Origin of the sequence: Hyalangium sp. (assembly GCF_035629615.1) — a bacterium.
Lineage (GTDB): Bacteria > Myxococcota > Myxococcia > Myxococcales > Myxococcaceae > Hyalangium.
Map to the genome: position 1 here is coordinate 20,061 of NZ_DASPHO010000510.1, position 18,672 is coordinate 38,732.

The following is an 18,672-nucleotide window of genomic DNA, read 5'->3' on the forward strand; positions in this document are numbered from 1 at the left end:
CGCGGCTCAGGGCTCCGCGGCTGGCTGCGGAGGGGGCAGGTGGATGCGCACGGTGCGCACCCGGCGGGGCGTGGCCTCCACCACCTCCAGCACCGTGCCGTCCTCCAGCGTCAGCCGCGCCCCCGGCTCCGGGATGGTTCCCGCCCGCGCGGAGCAGAGCCCTCCCACTGTCGAGTACCCATCCCCCTCTTCCAGCTCGAGGCCCAGCGCGCGGTTGACCTCCCGCAGGCCGGCGGTGCCCTGCACCACCGCCGTGGTCGGGCTCTCGCTCCGGATGAGCTCCTCGGGCGTCTCCGTCTCGTGGAGGATGTCCCCGACCAGCTCCTCGAGGAGATCCTCCATCGTGACGAGCCCCAGCACCCCTCCACGCTCGTCCACCACGATGGCCAGCTGCATGCGGCGCCGCTGCAGCTCCTTGAGTGCGTCGATGGCCCGCATGGTCTCGAAGACGAAGTAGGGCGGGCGCAGCACGTCCTCCAGGACGATGAGCGTTCCCTCCCAGGCCACTCCCAGCAGATCCTTCGCGATGACGTAGCCCACGATGTTGTCCAGCGTCCCCTCGTAGACCGGCATCCGCGAGTGCCCGTGCTCCAGCAGCACCTGCCGGATCTCCTCCGCGGTCGCGTGCCGCCGCAGCGCCACGATGTGGTTGCGAGGCACCATCACCGCCGCCAACGTCAGGCCCGTCAGATCAAAGGCGCGCGAGGCGATCTCTCCCGCCCGCGGATCCAGCGAGCCCGTCTTCGCCGCCTCCTCCACGAGCTGCTGCAGCTCCTCCGGTGACAGGCGCGCCTCGGCGAAGTTCGTCTTGTCCCCAAAGAAGCGCAGGAGGAGGTTGGAGCTGGCCGTCAGGAACCACACCAAGGGCCGGACCAGCCAGGCCAACCCGAGCAGCGGCCGGCCAATGAACAGGGCGTAGCGCTCGGAGTAGCGCAGGGCGAGTGACTTGGGGACCAGCTCGCCCAGCACCAGCGACAGGTAGGAGATGAAGCCGACCACCATGGCAAAGGCCAGGCTCTGCGCCGTCTCCCCGCCCAGCCCCAGCTGAGTCAGGAAGCCAGCGAGCGGCTGCGCGAGCGAGGCGCCGCCAAAGGCCGCAGCCGACGCACTGACGACCGTGATGCCGATCTGCACCGTGGCGAGCAGGCGCTCCGGGTTCTCTCGCAGCGCCTCGATCGCCCGGGCCGCGCCGCTCCCCTCATCCAGCAGCTCGCGCAGGCGGGTCTTGCGCAGCGTCAGCAGGGAGAGCTCCGCGCCGGCGAAGACACCGTTCGCGAGCACCAGCAGTAGGACGATGACGAGCTCCGACGCGATAAGGCCCTCCCTCGATGGCCCTGTTGCTTACCGTGGAGTCCCCTCGCGGTCAGCCACTTTGGTGGCCCCGGGGAAAGATCACGCCTCCAGCGATTGCAGGAGGAGCGACAGCTGGTCACGGCTGGCGCCCTTGGGCAGGTAGTAGTGGGGGCCTGACATGAGAGCGTTGCCTACATCCTGCGCTGCCGCGGAGGTAAGGAAGACGATGCGAGGCTTCGTGTGGCGCGGCAACCGCTCCACGACTTCCAGGCCGCTCATCCCGGGCATGTTCAGATCCAGGAGCACAACCCCGCACCGCTCGCGTGAAAGCGAGTCCAGCGCCTCCTGCCCATCGGCGGCCTCGATCGCCTCGTAGCCGAGGTCTTCCAGGCACAGCCTCAGGAACTCTCGCCAGTCCGCATCATCATCTACGACCAGGACCTTGCGGACCCCGTCCGTTATCGGTCGACTCAAAGATCCTCCCTGACACGAGGAGAACGCCGCTGAGTCAGCCCCTCATTCACCGTGAAGGGTTGGCGCACGCTGGCTCGGTGGGCAGGGAAGGGGACCTGGGCTCGCTGGGCCGTTCCTCTACTCTTGAGGGATATTCCGGCTCTGGGGATGTCGGATGTCCTTGCCCCGCACCATGTAGACGACCATCTCCGCCACGTTCATCGCATGGTCGCCGATGCGCTCCAGGTGCTTGGCGATGAACATCAACGCGGTGGCGCGCCGGATGTTCTTCGAGTCCTCCATCATGTACGCCAGGAGCTCGTTGAAGATCTTCAGGAAGAGGGCATCCAGGAGATCGTCTCCCTTCAGCACCTCCTCGGCCTTCGTCACGTCGTTGGACACGAAGGCGTCCAGCGACTTCTTCACCTGCTGCTGGGCCAGCTCCGCCAGCCGCGGTGTGTCCACGTAGGGCGCCAGCGGAGGCACCTGGCACAGATCGATGGAGCGCTCGGCGATGTTCACCGCCAGATCTCCAATGCGCTCCAGATCCGTGACGATCTTCAGCGCCGTGGTGATGAGGCGCAGATCGCTGGCGGCGGGCTGCCGCAGCGCCAGGATGCGCCGGCAGAGATCGTCGATCTCCACCTCCAGGCGGTTCACGTCCTTGTCGGACTTGATGACGGTCTCGGCCAGCGCCGAGTCCCGCTCGGTGAGCGCGCGCATGCTCTGGGCGATGAGTGCCTCCACCTTGGCCCCCATGGCCAGCAGCCGCTCGCGCAAGTCGCGCAGATCCTGCTCGAATGCCTTGTCGGTGTGTGTCGACGCCATCCGTGCCTCGCTCCTACCCGAACTTCCCGGTGACGTAGTCCTCGGTGCGTTTCTCACGCGGGTTCGTGAAGATCTGCTCCGTGGGGCCGCATTCCACCAACTCTCCCATGTAGAAGAAAGCCGTCCGATCGCTCACCCGCGCGGCCTGCTGCATGTTGTGGGTGACGATGGCGATCGTATAGGTGGCCTTCAGCTCGTGGATGAGCTCCTCGATCTTCGCCGTGGCGATCGGATCCAGGGCGCTGGCGGGCTCGTCCATCAGTAGCACCTGGGGCTCCACGGCCAGGGCGCGGGCGATGCACAGGCGCTGCTGCTGGCCACCGGAGAGGCCCAGGGCGCTCTCGTCCAGCCGATCCTTCACCTCGTCCCAGAGCGCCGCGCTCCGCAGGGACTTCTCCACTCGGGCCGTGAGCTCCGCCCGGTCCTTCATCCCGCCTACGCGCAAGCCGTAGGCCACGTTCTCGAAGATGGACTTGGGGAAGGGGTTGGACTTCTGGAACACCATGCCCACGCGCCGGCGCAGGTCCACCACGTCCATGTGCTTGTCGTGGATGCTCGCTCCGTCCAGCAGGAGGGTGCCAGTGTGGTTGGAGCTGGGGATGAGATCGTTCATCCGGTTGAGCGCACGCAGGAAGGTGGACTTGCCACACCCAGAGGGGCCTATCATCGCCGTCACCTGGCGCTCGGGAATGGCCAGGCTCACGTGGTGGATGGCCACCTTGGTGCCGTAGCGAAGGGTCAACTCCCGCGCCTCCATCTTGATGCGCGGGCTGGGCGGCTGGAAGGTCATGGACGGCGTCTCAGTGGGCGTTTGCGGCCTTGCGGCGTGTACGGGCTCGGATGATGACCGCGACGAGGTTGAGGGCGAAGGTGAGCATGAGCAGCACCAGCACCGTGGCGTACAAGAGCGGGCGGGTGGCCTCCACGTCCGGAGACTGCGTGGCGAGCACATAGGTGTGGTACCCCAGGTGCATGAACTGTGAGTTCAGCGACGAGGGCAGATCCGGCAGGAAGTAGGCAGCGCCCGTGAAGAGGATGGGCGCCACCTCGCCCGCTCCCCGGGAGATGGCCAGCACGGCGCCCGTCAGGATGCCCGGCAGGGCCCCGGGCAGCACCACCCTCGCCAGCGTCTGGGACTGGGTGGCCCCCAGCGCGAGGCTGGCCGTGCGGTGATCCAGGGGAACGGCCCGCAGCGCCTCCTCGGTGGAGATGATGACCACCGGCAGTGTCAGCACCGCCAGGGTGAGCGAGGCCCAGAGGATGCCGGGCTGGGCCCAGTACAGCTCTTCGTGGCTCAGGAGGCGATCCAGCCCACCGCCGACGAAGTGGATGAAGAAGCCCAGGCCGAAGAGGCCAAAGACGATGGAGGGCACGCCCGCCAGGTTGACGATGGCCACGCGCACCCACCGCGCCATTCGTGAGTCGGGCGGGGCGTACTCGTGCAGGTAGATGGCGGTGAGCACTCCCACCGGCATCACGGCGAGGGTCATCAGCAGGGTCAGCGCCGCCGTGCCGTAGAGCGCCGGGAAGATGCCGCCGCCCATCATGCCGTCGGACGGAGGCTGACTGAGGAACTGCCAGGTGACGTGGCCTGCCCCTCCGCCCACCACATCCAGGAGGATGACGGCGAGCATCAGGACGATGAGCAGCGCGGCCAGCCCCGTCAGGGACGCGAGCGCGAAGCCCACCCTTCGGCGTGTCTCGTGCTTCACGCGGCACCTCCCGTGAGCCGCTTGAGGACCTTCTTCGTCCAGACGGAGGCGATCAGGTTGAGGGTGAAGGTGAAGACGAACAGCTCCACGCCGATGAAGAACAGCAGCGAGTAGTGCGGGCTGCCCACCACCACCTCGCCCATCTCCGCGGCGATCGTCGCTGACAGCGTGCGCACCGACTCCCCCAGGTTGGCGGAGACGATGGCCGCGTTGCCGGAGGCCATCAGGACGATCATCGTCTCCCCAATGGCGCGGCCGAAGCCCAGGACGCACGCGGCGAGAATGCCGGGCGCCGCCGCGGGCAGCACCACCTTCCAGGCCGTCTCCCAGGGAGTGGCCCCCAGCGCCAGGGAGGCCTCGCGGTAGCTCCAAGGCACCGCCGTCAGCGCGTCCTCGGACACGGTGAAGATGACCGGGACGATGGCCAGCGCCAGGGCCAGGCCCGCCACCACCGCGTTGAGCCGGTGCGTGAAGCTGAAGACATGGGGCACCCCGGAGGCCAGCAGCATCAGCACGAGGGTGCCGAGCGCCACCGCCAGCAGGCCGGCCAGCAGCCCGCTCAAGGGCCTGAGGCGCTCTCGCAGCCGCTGAGGCCCGAGCCGGGAGAGGAACTGCAGGAAGGCCAGCGCCATGCTCAGGCCCGCTACCCCTGCGGTGTGCCGGGAGTCGAAGGCGGAGTCACCCCGCAGGAAGGACGCCAGTACCATCAGCGCGAAGAAGCCGAGCACCACCGACGGGATGCCCGCCAGCAGCTCGATCACCGGCTTGATGATCTCCCGCAGCCGCCGGGGTGCGAACTCCGCCGCATAGAGCGCGGCGGCGACCCCCACGGGCACCGCCACCAGCATCGAGACCAGCGTCGTCTTCAGCGTGCCGATGAAGAGCGGGATCATGCTCACCTTCGGTACGGAGGACACCGGCTGCCAGACGAAGGACGCCGGCCGCCCCGCGCGTGTCACCTGGGGCAGGAACATCTTGGAGAGGCTCGCCTCCTCGCGGGCGTGGGCGTCCAGGAACAGCCCCAGCGCCTCCTTCGCGATGAAGACGATGATCAACACCAGCGCGGCGATGCCCGTGAAGGCCATCAGCGTGACGAAGCCCGCGATGGCCTTCTCTCGAAGCTGCCGTCGCCGCGCCGCCGGCGAGAGCTGCGGCGCGGCCATGGTTTCCACGAGACCCTGCTCCATGACGGACTGTCTATCCATCTTGGAGCAGAGCCTGGAGTAACAATCGTGTGACGGCGCTACTTGACCGGGAAGTAGCCGACCTTGGTGACGATCTGTTGACCATCAGGTGACAGGACGAAGTCGATGAAGGCCTTGGCCTCGCCCGTAGGTGGGGTGCGCAGGTAGAAGTACAGGTCGCGCGAGAGGGGGTACTTGCCGCTCTTGATGTTGTCGGTGGAGGGGGCAATCTCCTCGCTGCCGGCCTTGATCTTCAGCTCCTTGATGCCCTTGGCGTAGGCAGCGCCGCCGTAGCCAATGCCGTTCTTCTCCTTGGAGATGGCATTCACCACCGCGGCGGTGCCCGGCAGCGTCTGCGCCCTGGAGGAGTAGTCCTCACCGCCCAGCAGGTTGTCCTTCACGAACACGTAGGTGCCCGAGGAGTTCTCGCGCGAGTAGACGATGATGGGCGCGTCCGGGCCGCCTACTTCCTTCCAGTTGGTGAGGTCGCCTAGGTAGATGCCCTTGAGCTGCTCCAGCGTCAGCGAGCTCAGCGGGTTCTTCTCGTGGAGGTAGAAGGTGACGCCGTCCTTGGCGACGGCGATCTCCGTGCCGGGGGTCTTGGAGCGGCTGCGGAGCTTCTCGCGCTCCGCCTCCTTCATCGGGCGGCTGGACATGCAGATGTCGGTGGTGCCGTTGATGAGCGCGGAGATGCCCGTGCCCGAGCCGCCGCCCGTCACCTGGAGCTTCGTGTCGGCGTTCTTCTTCATGAACTCCTCGGCCCAGCGCTGGCCGAGGATGACCATGGTGTCCGAGCCCTTGAGGGTGACGGAACCCGCCTGTGCCGCCCCCGGAAGGGCCAGCAGGAAGACGACGAGGAACGACGCGAGGAGCTGCTTCATGGTGAGGGTTCTCCTTGAGAACTGCGTGAGTTAGTAGCGGACCTGCAGCTGCACGGTGAAGAGGTTGTCCGAGGGATCCTCGGCGGCGCCACCCTCGGCGGTCGCGGTCACGGGCACCTCGTAGGCTGCGGTGATCTTCACGAACTCGCTGAAGTTGTGGATGCCCGCGATGCCGAGCGTGCCGATCGCGTTGTTGGAGCCCAGCCTGCCGCCGCTCTCCGTCGGGCTACGGCCATTCTCGAAGTCGAAGTAGTCGTAGCGGAGGGCAAGCGCGTTCGACGTGCCGAGGTTCTGGACAATCAGGGCCCACCAGCCGCTCGCCGGGAGGCCAAACTGCTCGACGTTGTTGCGCTGGTAGGTCCTGCCAGCGATGTACTCAGCCTTCACGGCGGTGGCGCCCACGGGCACCAGCTCCAGGGAGACCTGGACGTCCGCGCCGATGCGGCTGCGCGTGTAGGCCTTGCGGGTGGCGTCCGGGTCGGTGCCCGTGCGCTTGCCGAGCGTGGTGCCGTACCAACCGGACACGCCCCCGGAGATCCACTTCAGATCGAAGCTCAGGCGGCCGATGAGATCCTTCTCCTTGTCGTTGTCCACGCCGATGAAGCCCGTGTTACCGACACCGTTGCCGTCGAAGAATCCAGCGGCGACGCGCAGCACACCGAACTTGCCGCTGAACCTGAGGCCTCGATCCCGCTCGCCCGCGATGAGAGAGGCCACGGCGCGGGAGCGCTCGGGGAACTCACGCTCGGTGGAGGACTGCAGGACTTCATAGCTGAACGGCACCTTCATCTGCCCGAGGGTGAGGGACATGTTCTTCTCGGTGCCGGGAATGAAGAGCGTGGCCTCCGCGTCCCTCAGCGCCACGCCCGTGGGGCTTGCGTCGATCTGGAGCACCACCTGGCCTGTGTCGCCGCCGTAGGTGGCCTTGATACGGCCGCGGCGCACGGTGAAGCGGCTGAAGCCCTCCGAGAGCTTGGCCTCCGCGTTGACCTCGTCGAAGTCCGGGTCCTGATACTGGAAGCGACCCTGGACGTAGCCCGAGATCTTGAGCTTCTTGAGCGGGCTCACGTCTTTCTTCGTCTCGGCGGACTGCTCTTCGAGCGCTTTGAGCTTGCTCTCGGCCGCGGCCAGCCGCTCGTCCACGGACGTCGCGGCGGGGGACGTGCTGCCCGTGGGAGGCTGCGGATCGGCCGCCTGCGCGAAGGCGGTGCTGGAGATCAAGGTCAGCAGGGCAACACAGATGCTTTGCTTCATGGAGAGAGACTCCCGAGGGGGATGGTGTGTCATCGATTTACGGGGTATCCGTGGATGTTTCAATGCTCTGGAGGACCAAGTTGGTCATGGATTTCAGGCTGCCGAGGGATCTAGGATCCGGTAGCCGATTCCCCGCACCGTCTCCAGGAGCGAGCGCGCGGGGCCGAGCTTGTCGCGCAGGCGCATCACGTGCGTGTCGATGGTCCGTGTCTCGAGGGTGCTGGACAGGCCCCAGACCTCCTCGAGCAGCTGCTCGCGCGTCTGCACCCGGCCCACGCGCGTCATCAGGTGCGCCAGGAGGCGGAACTCTAGCGCGGTGAGGGGCACCTCCTTGCCCTCCACGTAGAAGCGGTGTGCGCTCACGTCGAGCTTGAGCGGACCGAGCGTCAGCGGCGCCAGTCCCTGCTGCGGCGCGCCGCTGCGGCGCAGGATGGCCTTGAGGCGCAGCACCAGCTCGCGGACGCTGAAGGGCTTGGTGACGTAGTCATCCGCGCCTACTTCGAAGCCCCGCACACGGTCCGCCTCCTCGCCCTTGGCGGTGAGCATGACGATGAGCACGTCCCGGAGGTGCGTCTCCGCGCGGAGCTGCCGGCACACCTCGGTGCCGGGCATGTCCGGGAGCATCAGATCCAGCAGGATGAGCTCCGGGCGCTGCTGGCGTGCCGCGGAGAGGGCGGCCCCACCCGTTGCTGCTACCTGGGTGGAGAAGCCTGCTGCCTGGAGGTTGAAGTCGATGAGCTCGGCGAGGTCGCGCTCGTCATCGACGATGAGGACGTGTGACATGGCTGCGCATATCTAGGCAGCAACCCTTTGCAACGCCGTGACGCCGGGGCAACAAGTGCGTGACGACTGTGTCAGCCGTCCATGTCGGTGACGGACTCGAGCTGCGCGGCCAGTGCGGGCTCCTGCGCCAGCGCCGCGGCCTGGGTGTGACCGATGTCGCTCGGATCCACCGCCTCCTGGCGCAGGACCGCTGCCTCCACCTCGTCGCGAGGAACGGGCGACTCCTCCGCCGCGGGCAGATCGACGGGCACAGGGCGGGGGGGCGCACCCGGAGGCGGGCGCAGCACAGGCCCCGGAGGTGGCAGGCCCGAGTGGCGGCGTGCAGCCTCCAGCAGCGCGTGGTGGTGGCGGTAGCGCGCCTCCACCAGCTTGTGGATGAGGATGGGGCCGCCGGGCACCTTGCGCGCGGTGAGCGCCTGGGTGGCCTTGCGCACCGGGTAGCGCACCCGGCGGATCTGCACGCGCCAGCCCTTGGGGGTGTAGGTGAAGATGCCGTAGGCGGGACGCAGATCGCCGTCGCGAGGAATCCCCGCGCTGGCCACGTCCGCGATGATCATCCGGCCCACGCGGCGGCGGTAGGGGAAGTGCAAGTGCCCGAAGGCACAGGCGGCCGCGTCCAGGTGCATGAAGAAGCGGCGGACGGAGATCTCGTCCAGCGTGGGGTCCAGCGACTCCTCGAGGTTCTTCGGGTTCGCATGGCAGACGAACAGGTCTTGCCCCTTGCGCGGCGAGTAGCGCACGGAGAAGGGCAGGGCGCCCAGCGTCTTGAGGTGGGCCTCGCCCAGCTGGTCCCGCGTCCAGCGCAGCAGCTCCGTCTTCCAGTGGTCCCGCTCGCGGTAGGCCCCGCCCAGGTAGTTGCCTGCGAGGTAGCAGTCCGTGTTGCCCATGAGCAGCGCGTCGCACTTATCGGCCAGCAGCTCCACCGTCTCGCGAGGGTGGGCGCCACGCAGCGCGAGATCTCCCGCGGCCACGATGTAATCGGGCGCCATCCGCTCGATGTCCTCCAGGACGGCCTCGCAGGCGGGGAGATTTCCGTGAATGTCCGCGAGGATAGCGACCCGCATCGTGGCTGTATCCTACCCGGATGCCGTCTCGGGGGCAGCCACAGGTAGAAAAATGACGAACACGCTACCAACCTGGGGCTGGCTCTCTACCTTGACCTCCCCCTCCATGGCCCCCACCAGGTGCTTTACGATCGAGAGGCCCAGGCCCGTGCCGCCCATGTCGCGACTGCGACCTTTGTCCACCCGGTAGAAGCGCTCGAAGATGCGGGGCAGGTGCTTGGGCTCGAGCCCCACGCCCGTGTCCTTGACGCGCACCACACAGCGCCCGTCCTCCCATGTGCCGAGGACGTCCACCCGGCCGCCCGCGGGGGTGTACTTCACCGCGTTATCGAGCAGGTTGAGCAGCACCTGCTCGACTGCTCGCTGATCGCCGCGGGCCACCAGGTCCGGCGGCACGTGGAGCTCCAGGTGGATGTCCTTGCTCACCGCCTTGGGCTTGACGGTCTCCGCGGCCCGCGCGCTGGCCTCCGCGAGGGAGACGTTGGCGATCTGGAGCTTCACCTCTCGGGACTCGAGTCGGGACAGCTCCAGGAGATCCTCGACGAGCTCGGAGAGGCGCTCGGATTGGCGGTGGATGATCTCCACCATCTTGGGTGACACCTCCGGATCCTTCAGTGCCCCGCTCTGGAGCGTCTCCGCGTAGCCGCGGATGGCGGTGATGGGGGTGCGCAGCTCGTGGGAGACGTTGGCCACGAAGTCCTTACGGACCTTCTCCAGCCGCCGCAGCTCTGTCACGTCGTGGAAGACGGCGGCGCTGCCCGGCAGATCCCTGCCCAGCGGGGTGACGCGGATCGCCAGCATGCGGGGAAACAGCCCCTCCAGGTGCAGCTCCAGGCGCGAGGAGGCTCCCTCGCGGCAGGCGCGCAACACCGCCTCGTTGAGCTCCTCGTTGCGGATGAGGGCGAGCGGGCGCTGGCCGACGATTCCTGCGTTGCCCGGCTGGAGCATCTCTCGCAGGGCGTCGTTGTGGTGCATGACGGTGCCCTTGTCATCCGTGATCCAGATGCCCTCGATCATGCCGTCCAGCACGGCGGTGAGGGTGCGAGCCTCCTGGGTGAGCTGGGCGTTCTGCGCGGCGAGCCGGGCGTGGAGCGAGCTGATGGCGCCCTCCAGGTGCGCCACCTCATCCAGCGTGTCTTCCTCCACCGGGGGCAGAGCCGCGGGGGTACCCTCGACACGGCCTCGGGTCTTGCGCACGAGCGCCTGGAGCTGGCGCTGGATGCTGTCGCGGCTGGCGATGATGGCCATCACGAAGCCCGCCATCGTCACGATCGCCGCGGCGATGGCGCTGCCAGGGGTGCCCAGGACGACCAGCACCACCAGGACTCCGATGGTGGGCAGCAGCAGGGGGAGGAAGAGGTTGCGCACGGGCGGCCTCGGTGGCGCTCACGGCGCGTTGAGCTTGTAGCCCACGCCGCGAACCGTCTCGATGATGTCGCCCGAGGGCCCTAGCTTCTCGCGCAGACGCTTGATGTGCGTGTCCACGGTCCGGGTGTGAATCTCCGCCTGGATGCCCCAGACGTCCGACAGGAGGACCTCGCGCGTCTGCACCCGCTCGCCGCGCTCCATCAGCGTGCGCAGCAGGCGGAACTCCAGCGCGGTGAGGATCACCTCCTCGCCCTTGACGCGCACCTGGTGGCGCGCGGTGTCGAGCTGGATGTCCCCCGCGGTGAGCTGGGTGGCAGGGCCCTCGTCCGCGTCCGAGCGCCGCAGCACCGCCTTGACCCGCAACATCAGCTCGCGGACGGAGAAGGGCTTCACCACGTAGTCATCCGCGCCCAGCTCCAGGCCCTGGATGCGGTCGGACTCCTGGCCCTTGGCGCTGACGATGACCACCGGCGCCCTGCGCAGCTCCGTGTCGCTCTTCAGCATCCGGAGCACCTCGCTGCCGGCGATGTCCGGGAGCATCAGATCCAGGAGCACGAGGTCCGGCAGCCGGGCGCGGGCCTTGGCCAGCCCTCCAGCGCCCGTGTTGGCCGTCTCCGTCTCGAACCCCGCGGCGCGGAGGTTGTACTCGACGAGTCCAGCGAGATCCTGCTCGTCCTCGATGATCAGGATGCGCGCCATGTTCAGCCTCCGAATCAGCCTCCGATGGTCGGGTTGCAGTCCACGGAGAGGAGCGTCATGGGAGCGGCGAGGATCGGATCGTTCCGGCTCGCGTTGACCTCTGGGAGGTAGTTGCAGGAGCTGCCCAGGAGGCGCGGCGGGTTGTCCTGGGAGAGGCCTTCGATGACGAGCGCGTAGTCACGGCCCACCGGCACCTCGATGGCGACGTCCTGAGAGGTGACGCCGGAGCCAGTCAGGTTCACGGGGAAGCGAAGCACGCGCCCTTGCGTGCCCTGGCCATCGCGCAGGATCAGCAGCTCATTCGCCTTCACCTGCAGGCTCAGGCACTGCTTCTGGATCTCCGTGCAGTTGCGCTCCTTGCCATTGGGGAGCACCGCAAGCTGGAAGGCGCTGAGATCGGCGGCGACGGCCTTGTCCACGAGGAGATCCACCCCGAAGCGGGCCTCGCCGGGGGAGAACTCCTCGCCACAGCCGGCGGCGAGCGTGAGGACCAGCAGTGCGAAGGGGACCGTGCGCGGGCTCATGGGTTGACACGGATGGTGACGGGGACGCGGCCGCGCTCCTCGGAAGTGGCGATGGCAACGCCGGCGGCAGTGCCCCCAATGGCCACCGCCCCCACAGCAACCCAGAGCCAGGGGCTCTTGTACCAGGGGCGTGCGGCGCTCGCCGCGGGCTGGCCTGTCGCCTGCTGAGCCATGACCTGGAACACGAGCGGGTGGAAGGAATCCCCCCTGCCGGCCAGCCGGCGCTGCGCCGCGTCCGCCACCTCGAAGTAGTACTCCACCTCATAAGGGGTGGCCTCGGCGGGAAGCTCGTAGGCGGGCAGGGTGGCCTGGTAGCGCTCCTTGTTGCCCCGCACGCGGGCGAAGTCCACGGAGTTGTAGGCCTCGTCCCCCGCGCGTCGGTAGAAGAGCTTCGCCTTGGCGCCCAGGGCCATGTCCTGGATGCGCGCCTCGACCAGCACCGGCTCGCCTCCCTTGGGATCCGGGATCGGGTCCACCAGGAGCGTCACCGGCCGGACACGCCGGCTCTTGATGTCCTCCTTGATGCGCGCGTACAGGCTCCGGAGCTTGGGCGGCGCGTTGCGGGGCAGCTCGAAGTCGGGCCGGGCCTGGAGCAACCGCTCGTACGCCTCGCGGGCCCGCGCCTCGTCCCCCAGGTACAGCGAGGCCAGACCGAGCAGACGGTATAGCTCGACGAGCTGGTCATCCGTGACGTCCGGCTTGTCCAAGCCCGCCTGCAGGGTCTTCACCGCTTCCTCGAAGTCCCCTTGCTCGATCTGCTCCTGGGCCTGGATGAGCTCCGGGTTCGTTGGGCCGAGCTGATGGAGGGGAGGCTCTGGGAAGTCAGGTCGAGCGGATGCCCAGGCAGGGCTCAAGAGCCCGCCTACCAGGATGCTGACCCCGACGCGCAGTCGCCAACCTTGCATTACGTGGACCGTACCAGAGCGTTATTGAAAGGATCCACGGAAGGAGCACCCCTGGCCGGTGACAGCCAGGTGAAATCCGCCGTGGTTTTCATCAACGGTGGCGCGTTGACTTTTGGGGAGGCCCCCTCTATGTTGCGCGCCCTTTTGCCGGGACGCCTTGTAGATGGTCGTAAAGATTGAACAAATTAAAGAGCCGGGGCTGAAGCTGGACCAGCCCATCGCTCTCGAACTGCTCCAGGAGGTGCTGGCAGGAGCAAGGGTCGGCCAGGACACCGGCTTCCATGCCACCCGGCCCTCGACGCTCCACGCATCTCTGCGAAAGGTGAGCGGCGGGGTGCTCGTGGACGGCAAGTTCACCGCCCAGGTCACTGCGCCCTGCAAGCGCTGCCTGCTGGACGTGACGCTGGACCTGCCCGTGTCCTTCACCATCAACCTGGTGCCCGAGTCGCTCGTTCGCGGCGAGGACTCGGAGGACAAAGGGGCAGAGGACCGCGGGCAGGGTGAGACCGGTGGCTCCTTCGAGATGGAGGACGCGGACGAGGAAGTTTTCGACGGGAAGACGATCGATCTGGATCCGATCGTCCGGGAGCAGGTATTGCTCGCCCTCCCGATGAACGCAGTCTGCCGTGAGGACTGCAAAGGGCTCTGCGCGCAGTGTGGCCAGAACCTCAACGAGAAGCAGTGTGGTTGCGAGACGAAGGTCACCGATCCTCGGCTCGCGCCGCTCATGAACATCAAGCTGAACTAGAGGTGAGTCGTGGGAGTTCCCAAGAAGCGGACGTCGAAGATGCGCCGGGATCGCCGCCGCGCGGCCAACAACAACCTGCGCTCGGCCGTGCAGGTCATCAAGTGCTCCAAGTGCAAGGAGCCGGTGCTGCCGCACCGCGCCTGCGCCGCCTGTGGCAACTACGGCGGCCGTGAGGTCATCGCTACGGAAAGCTGAGGCGCCCCTGGGGCTCCTCCCCGATGCGGTGGGGTGAGAGCAGCGCGTGGGCGTTCGTTGTGAAGAGTTCCTGACCCGGGTGAGCGTCGCGCTCGTCCGGGAACGCTCCCTGTGTGCCCTGCTGCCGGTGGTCCGCTCCGGGCCTGGCACGCGGGCTGGGGAGATATTGCCTGCCTCCTCGCTCGCCAGAGAGGAAAATGAGCGACAGGCAGCGCTATTTCCGATTAGAGACCCCGCCCGCCGCGTTCTGTTCCGACGACACTCCGGGAGTCCCACGTGCCCCTCGCGCAGATCATCGGAACGGGTTCCTACGCTCCAGCCCAGGTCATCACCAATCGCGATCTCGAGAAGATCGTCAACACGTCCGACGCGTGGATTACCGAGCGGACAGGGATCAAGGAGCGCCGGAAAGCAGCCCCCGGTGAGACGACGAGCGACATGGCGGCCGCCGCTGCCCGCGAAGCGCTGGCCATGGCGGGAACGCGCCCGGAGGAACTCGATCTCATCGTGGTGGGAACCATCACGGCGGACATGCCCATGCCCTCCTGCGCGGTGCTCGTGCAGGCGAAGCTGGGGGCGAAGAGGGCCTTCGCCTTCGATGTCGCCGCCGCCTGCGCGGGCTCGGTGTACGCCCTGTCCGTGGCGGACCAGTTCATCCGGACGGGGCAGGCGAAGCGGGCGCTCGTCATCGGCGCGGACCTGTTCACCGGCGTGCTGAACTGGAAGGACCGCAACACCTGCGTCCTCTTCGGTGACGGGGCCGGGGCCATGGTGCTGGCGCCCTCCGAGGAGGAGGGGAGAGGCATCCTCTCCACCCACCTGCGGACGGACGGCACGCTGGCGGAGATCCTCACCATCCCCGCGGGCGGCTCCCGGGAGCCGCTGACCGAGGAGAACCTTCGCGAGCAGCGCCACAAGGTCGTCATGAACGGGCGTGAAGTCTTCAAGTGTGCCGTGCGCGAGCTGACGAGCGTCACGCGGGAGGCGCTGCGGGTCCACGGGTTCACGCCCGCCCAGGTGGACCATGTCATCGTGCACCAGGCCAACATGCGCATCCTCGAGGCGGTGCTGCAGCGCATCGAGATCCCGATCGAGAAGTGCTGGATCAACCTCGATAAATACGGCAACACCTCCGCAGCCTCGGTGCCCATCGCATTGGACGAGGCCAACCGCGCCGGGAAGCTGAAGCGCGGCGATGTCGTCGCCATGATGGCCGTCGGGGCCGGCATGGCGTGGGGCAGCGCGATGGTTCGGTGGTAGTTGAGGGGCAGTCAGGGAGGGAGTGAGTCACACATGTCGAAGATTGCTTTCGTCTTTCCAGGCCAGGGCAGCCAGAAGGTGGGCATGGGGAAGGATCTGCTCGAGAAGTTCCCCGAGGCCCGCGCCGTCTTCGAGGCAGTGGACGATGCGCTGGGTGAGAAGTTGTCCACCCTCTGCTTCGAGGGGCCCGAGGAGGCGCTGAAGCTCACCGCCAATACCCAGCCGGCCCTCCTCACCGTGTCCCTCGCGGTGCACGCGGTGTTCTCCACGCGCGTGCCGGCGCCGGCGTTCGTCGCGGGGCACTCGCTCGGGGAGTACTCGGCGCTGGTGGCCGCGGGGGCCCTGTCGCTGGCGGATGCCGTCCGGGCCGTGCGCGCCCGTGGCACCTTCATGCAGGAGGCCGTGCCCGCCGGGGTGGGAGCCATGGCGGCCGTGCTGGGCCTGGAGCCCGACAAGGTGAAGGCGGTCTGTGAGGCGGCGGCCCAGGGCGAGGTGCTGGCTCCGGCCAACTACAACTCGCCGGAGCAGACGGTCATCGCCGGGCACGCCTCCGCGGTGACCCGCGCCGAGGCGAAGCTCAAGGAGGCCGGCGCCAAGCGCGTCCTGCCCCTGCCGGTGTCCGCACCCTTCCACTGCGCCCTCATGGATCCGGTGAAGCCGCGGCTCGCCGAGGTGCTCGGCCAGGTGAAGGTGTCCGCGCCCCGCTTCCCCGTGGTGACCAACGTCGAGGCCCGGCCCAACAGCGATGCCGGGCGCGTGGTGCCGCTGCTGCTGGAGCAGGTGAGCGCCCCGGTCCGCTGGATCGAGTGCGTGGAGGCGCTCAAGGCCCAGGGCGTGACGCGCATCGTCGAGCTGGGGCCGGGCAAGGTGCTGGCCGGGCTCGTCAAACGCATCAGCAAGGACATCGAGACGTTCAACGTGGAGGACGCCGCGAGCCTCGAGAAGACGCTGGCGGCCCTGGGGACAACATGAGCGGATTCAAGGACAAGGTGGTGCTGGTCACCGGTGGCTCGCGCGGCATCGGCCGGGCGTGCGCGGTGGCGTTCGCCAAGGCGGGCGCGGCCGTGGTCGTCGTCAACTATGCCGGCAACGAGGCGGCGGCCCAGGAGTCGGTCAAGCTCGTCCAGGAGGCGGGCGCCAAGGCCGAGGCCGTGAAGTTCGACGTGGCGGACACCGCCGCGTGCGCCGCCGCCGTGGAGTCCCTCGTGAAGACGCACGGCCGGCTGGACGTGCTCGTCAACAACGCGGGTGTGTCCGTGGACGGCCTCGTCATGCGGCTGAAGGACGAGGACTGGGACAAGCAGATGGACACCAACCTCAAGGGCTCCTTCGCGCTCATCCGCGCCGCCAGCCGGCCGATGATGAAGCAGCGCGGTGGCGCCATCATCAACCTCACCTCCATCGTGGGGGAGTCAGGCAACGCGGGCCAGGCTGCCTACTCTGCCTCCAAGGCGGGCCTCATCGGCCTGACGAAGTCGGTGGCCAAGGAGCTGGCCAGCCGCAACATCCGCGTCAACGCCGTGTCCCCGGGCTTCATCGGCACGGACATGACGGCGGGCATCAACGACGAGCTGCGTAAAAAGATGCTCGAGAACATTCCCCTGGCCCGTCTGGGCACCCCGGAAGAGGTGGCCAACGCCGTGGTATTCCTGGCCAGCGATTCCGCTGCCTACATCACCGGAGAAGTTCTGAAGGTGAACGGCGGCATGTACATGTAGCGCAAGGTTGGATTGCTGGCGGCCGTGGGATATACCGCGCCCGCCTTTGATTGGGCCTGGGGAAGTATGCCCGGCCCCCACACGGTTCCTGGAGGGATCAGCACTTATGTCGACGTCAGCCATCGAAGCAAAGGTCAAGTCCATCATCGCCGATCAGCTCGGGGTGGGGGAGGATGAGATCAAGCCTGAGTCCTCCTTTATCGAGGACCTTGGCGCCGACAGCCTCGACATCGTGGAGCTCGTGATGGCGATGGAGGAGGAGTTCGAGGTCGAGATCCCCGATGAGGAGGCCGAGAACATCAAGACGGTCGGCGACGCCATCAACTACATCAACACGCAGAAGAAGTAAGGCAGCAGGCGCGGCCGGGCCGGTGGGACGCTGTTCGCCAGCGTTCCGTGGCCGCGCATTCCGTCGTAGCCGAGCACCCTGTTGGAGAGGATCGTGTCAAACCGTCGAGTCGTCATCACAGGTACCGGGTTGATCACGGCACTGGGTACCGGCACCGAGAAGAACTGGCAGGCGATGCTTGCCGGCAAGTCTGGCATCGCGCCCATCACCCGCTTCGATGTCGCCAAGCTCGACACGCGGTTCGCGGGCGAGGTGAAGGACTTCCAGCCCGAGCAGTTCATGGACAGGCGCGAAGTCCGCCGGATGGATCTGTTTGCTCAGTACGCCCTGGCCGCCGCGGAGATGGCCATGCGCGAGAGCGGGCTGCCCATCGGCTCGGACAAGCCGCACGGCTACCAGCAGGAGCGCGTGGGCGTCATCGTGGGCTCCGGCATCGGCGGGATCGCCTCGCTGGAGGAGCAGCACAAGAAGGGGCTGGAGAAGGGGTTTGACCGGCTGTCGCCCTTCTTCATCATCCAGATGATCATCAACATGGCGCCCGGTCTGATCTCCATCCGGTACGGCGCCAAGGGCCCCAACTGGTCCCCCGTGTCCGCCTGCGCCACCAGCGCCCACGCCATCGGCGAGGCGTGGAAGTCCATCCGGCTGGGGGAGTGTGACGCGGTCATCGCTGGCGGCGCCGAGGCCGCCATCACCCCGCTGGGCATCGGTGGCTTCTCGGTCATGAAGGCGCTGTCCACGCACAACGACAACCCTGCCGCGGCCAGCCGTCCGTTCGACAAGGAGCGGGATGGCTTCGTGATGGGCGAGGGCGCGGGCGTCATCATCCTGGAGGAGCTGGAGCACGCAAAGAAGCGCGGCGCCAACATCCTGGCGGAGCTGGTGGGCTACGCGGCGAACTCGGACGCGAACCACGTCACCGCGCCGGCCCCCGAGGGTGAGGGCGCGGCCCGCTGCATGCGCCTGGCGCTGGCCTCCTCGGGGCTCAACCCGGAGGAGGTGGGCTACATCAACGCGCACGGCACCTCCACCCCCTACAACGACGCCAACGAGTCCAAGGCCATCAAGAACGTCTTCGGCGCGCACGCGAAGAAGCTGGCCGTGTCCTCCACCAAGTCGATGACCGGGCACATGCTCGGCGCGGCGGGTGGCGCGGAGGCCGTCGTCAGTATCCTGGCGCTGCTCCGCGGCGTGCTGCCCCCGACCATCAACTACACGACGCCCGATCCGGACTGCGATCTGGACTACGTCCCGAACCAGCCGCGCGAGGTCCGCGTCGACGCGGCGATGAGCAACTCGTTCGGCTTCGGCGGCACCAACGCGGTGCTCGCCTTCAAGCGGTTCCGGTAGCGAGCAGTGCGTCCCCCTGCAGCGCTGACGCTCGCGCTCGTGGGGCTTACGGGGTGCGGGACGGCGCTCCCCTCGTCGCCGGAGGCGGACCCGCCGGGCCTGTT

21 protein-coding genes are annotated in these 18,672 nt (G+C 67.7%); 7 read left to right on the forward strand and 14 right to left on the reverse strand.

Annotated features, from left to right (window positions below; genetic code table 11):
- Positions 1-6: 6 nt before the first annotated feature.
- From VD972_RS26095 to VD972_RS26160, 14 genes are all read right to left on the reverse strand, one after another.
- Entirely contained in the window at positions 7-1,287 is a 1,281-nt protein-coding gene (locus VD972_RS26095; RefSeq protein ID WP_324991467.1) for a hemolysin family protein, read from the reverse strand.
- A gap of 105 nt (positions 1,288-1,392) precedes the next feature.
- Positions 1,393-1,767, reverse strand: a complete 375-nt coding sequence (locus VD972_RS26100) for a response regulator (protein ID WP_324991448.1) — start codon at positions 1,765-1,767, stop codon at positions 1,393-1,395.
- 117 nt (positions 1,768-1,884) lie between these two features.
- Entirely contained in the window at positions 1,885-2,574 is a 690-nt protein-coding gene (gene phoU, locus VD972_RS26105) for a phosphate signaling complex protein PhoU (RefSeq protein ID WP_324991449.1), read from the reverse strand.
- 13 nt (positions 2,575-2,587) lie between these two features.
- Positions 2,588-3,331 (reverse strand): phosphate ABC transporter ATP-binding protein PstB, encoded by a 744-nt coding sequence (gene pstB, locus VD972_RS26110; RefSeq protein ID WP_324991468.1) that lies wholly within the window; start codon positions 3,329-3,331, stop codon positions 2,588-2,590.
- A gap of 43 nt (positions 3,332-3,374) precedes the next feature.
- Positions 3,375-4,286, reverse strand: a complete 912-nt coding sequence (pstA, locus tag VD972_RS26115) for a phosphate ABC transporter permease PstA (protein WP_324991450.1) — start codon at positions 4,284-4,286, stop codon at positions 3,375-3,377.
- Positions 4,283-5,449, reverse strand: a complete 1,167-nt coding sequence (locus tag VD972_RS26120) for a PstC family ABC transporter permease (RefSeq protein WP_414654127.1) — start codon at positions 5,447-5,449, stop codon at positions 4,283-4,285. Before VD972_RS26120 ends, pstA begins: the two co-directional genes overlap by 4 nt.
- Positions 5,450-5,529: 80 nt before the next feature.
- On the reverse strand, positions 5,530-6,351 hold the full coding sequence (locus VD972_RS26125; RefSeq protein ID WP_324991452.1) for a phosphate ABC transporter substrate-binding protein: 822 nt from the start codon (positions 6,349-6,351) through the stop codon (positions 5,530-5,532).
- Positions 6,352-6,381: 30 nt separating this feature from the next.
- On the reverse strand, positions 6,382-7,605 hold the full coding sequence (locus VD972_RS26130; protein WP_324991453.1) for a porin: 1,224 nt from the start codon (positions 7,603-7,605) through the stop codon (positions 6,382-6,384).
- A 93-nt stretch (positions 7,606-7,698) separates the two neighbouring features.
- Complete coding sequence (locus VD972_RS26135) at positions 7,699-8,388, reverse strand: response regulator transcription factor (protein ID WP_324991454.1); 690 nt, start codon at positions 8,386-8,388, stop codon at positions 7,699-7,701.
- A gap of 71 nt (positions 8,389-8,459) precedes the next feature.
- Entirely contained in the window at positions 8,460-9,452 is a 993-nt protein-coding gene (locus tag VD972_RS26140) for a metallophosphoesterase family protein (protein WP_324991455.1), read from the reverse strand.
- A gap of 12 nt (positions 9,453-9,464) precedes the next feature.
- A complete protein-coding gene (locus tag VD972_RS26145; protein WP_324991456.1) occupies positions 9,465-10,820 on the reverse strand; it encodes a sensor histidine kinase in 1,356 nt (451 codons plus the stop codon).
- An 18-nt stretch (positions 10,821-10,838) separates the two neighbouring features.
- The gene (locus tag VD972_RS26150) at positions 10,839-11,519 is read right to left on the reverse strand and encodes a response regulator (RefSeq protein WP_324991457.1); all 681 of its coding nucleotides are present in this window, start codon (positions 11,517-11,519) and stop codon (positions 10,839-10,841) included.
- Between the two features lie 14 nt (positions 11,520-11,533).
- Positions 11,534-12,043, reverse strand: coding sequence for a hypothetical protein (locus tag VD972_RS26155; protein ID WP_324991458.1), 510 nt, complete (start codon positions 12,041-12,043; stop codon positions 11,534-11,536).
- Entirely contained in the window at positions 12,040-12,897 is an 858-nt protein-coding gene (locus VD972_RS26160; RefSeq protein ID WP_324991459.1) for a hypothetical protein, read from the reverse strand. The genes VD972_RS26155 and VD972_RS26160 overlap by 4 nt, the downstream gene beginning before the upstream one ends.
- Before the next feature lie 214 nt (positions 12,898-13,111).
- Between VD972_RS26160 and VD972_RS26165 the strand changes: the two genes are divergently transcribed.
- From VD972_RS26165 to fabF, 7 genes are all read left to right on the forward strand, one after another.
- On the forward strand, positions 13,112-13,696 hold the full coding sequence (locus VD972_RS26165) for a DUF177 domain-containing protein (protein ID WP_324991460.1): 585 nt from the start codon (positions 13,112-13,114) through the stop codon (positions 13,694-13,696).
- 9 nt (positions 13,697-13,705) lie between these two features.
- On the forward strand, positions 13,706-13,891 hold the full coding sequence (rpmF, locus tag VD972_RS26170; protein WP_324991461.1) for a 50S ribosomal protein L32: 186 nt from the start codon (positions 13,706-13,708) through the stop codon (positions 13,889-13,891).
- A 276-nt stretch (positions 13,892-14,167) separates the two neighbouring features.
- The gene (locus tag VD972_RS26175; protein ID WP_324991462.1) at positions 14,168-15,151 is read left to right on the forward strand and encodes a beta-ketoacyl-ACP synthase III; all 984 of its coding nucleotides are present in this window, start codon (positions 14,168-14,170) and stop codon (positions 15,149-15,151) included.
- Positions 15,152-15,184: 33 nt separating this feature from the next.
- A complete protein-coding gene (fabD, locus tag VD972_RS26180; RefSeq protein WP_324991463.1) occupies positions 15,185-16,123 on the forward strand; it encodes an ACP S-malonyltransferase in 939 nt (312 codons plus the stop codon).
- The gene (gene fabG / locus VD972_RS26185) at positions 16,120-16,869 is read left to right on the forward strand and encodes a 3-oxoacyl-[acyl-carrier-protein] reductase (protein WP_324991464.1); all 750 of its coding nucleotides are present in this window, start codon (positions 16,120-16,122) and stop codon (positions 16,867-16,869) included. Before fabD ends, fabG begins: the two co-directional genes overlap by 4 nt.
- A 106-nt stretch (positions 16,870-16,975) precedes the next feature.
- Positions 16,976-17,218, forward strand: coding sequence for an acyl carrier protein (acpP, locus tag VD972_RS26190; RefSeq protein WP_324991465.1), 243 nt, complete (start codon positions 16,976-16,978; stop codon positions 17,216-17,218).
- Between the two features lie 93 nt (positions 17,219-17,311).
- Positions 17,312-18,568 carry a beta-ketoacyl-ACP synthase II gene (gene fabF, locus VD972_RS26195; RefSeq protein WP_324991466.1) on the forward strand — a complete coding sequence of 419 codons (1,257 nt, stop codon included), beginning with the start codon at positions 17,312-17,314 and terminating at the stop codon, positions 18,566-18,568.
- Positions 18,569-18,672: the final 104 nt, after the last annotated feature.

What these genes read in the sequence shown, in the direction of transcription:
- VD972_RS26135 (WP_324991454.1), bottom strand. Translation starts at nt 8,388, where the DNA reads ATGTCACACGTCCTCATCGTCGATGACGAGCGCGACCTCGCCGAGCTC.
- fabD (WP_324991463.1), top strand. Translation starts at nt 15,185, where the DNA reads ATGTCGAAGATTGCTTTCGTCTTTCCAGGCCAGGGCAGCCAGAAGGTG.
- VD972_RS26155 (WP_324991458.1), bottom strand. Translation starts at nt 12,043, where the DNA reads ATGAGCCCGCGCACGGTCCCCTTCGCACTGCTGGTCCTCACGCTCGCC.
- fabG (WP_324991464.1), top strand. Translation starts at nt 16,120, where the DNA reads ATGAGCGGATTCAAGGACAAGGTGGTGCTGGTCACCGGTGGCTCGCGC.
- pstB (WP_324991468.1), bottom strand. Translation starts at nt 3,331, where the DNA reads ATGGAGGCGCGGGAGTTGACCCTTCGCTACGGCACCAAGGTGGCCATC.
- VD972_RS26130 (WP_324991453.1), bottom strand. Translation starts at nt 7,605, where the DNA reads ATGAAGCAAAGCATCTGTGTTGCCCTGCTGACCTTGATCTCCAGCACC.
- acpP (WP_324991465.1), top strand. Translation starts at nt 16,976, where the DNA reads ATGTCGACGTCAGCCATCGAAGCAAAGGTCAAGTCCATCATCGCCGAT.
- phoU (WP_324991449.1), bottom strand. Translation starts at nt 2,574, where the DNA reads ATGGCGTCGACACACACCGACAAGGCATTCGAGCAGGATCTGCGCGAC.
- VD972_RS26125 (WP_324991452.1), bottom strand. Translation starts at nt 6,351, where the DNA reads ATGAAGCAGCTCCTCGCGTCGTTCCTCGTCGTCTTCCTGCTGGCCCTT.
- VD972_RS26150 (WP_324991457.1), bottom strand. Translation starts at nt 11,519, where the DNA reads ATGGCGCGCATCCTGATCATCGAGGACGAGCAGGATCTCGCTGGACTC.
- VD972_RS26120 (WP_414654127.1), bottom strand. Translation starts at nt 5,449, where the DNA reads ATGGCCGCGCCGCAGCTCTCGCCGGCGGCGCGGCGACGGCAGCTTCGA.
- VD972_RS26140 (WP_324991455.1), bottom strand. Translation starts at nt 9,452, where the DNA reads ATGCGGGTCGCTATCCTCGCGGACATTCACGGAAATCTCCCCGCCTGC.
- VD972_RS26165 (WP_324991460.1), top strand. Translation starts at nt 13,112, where the DNA reads ATGGTCGTAAAGATTGAACAAATTAAAGAGCCGGGGCTGAAGCTGGAC.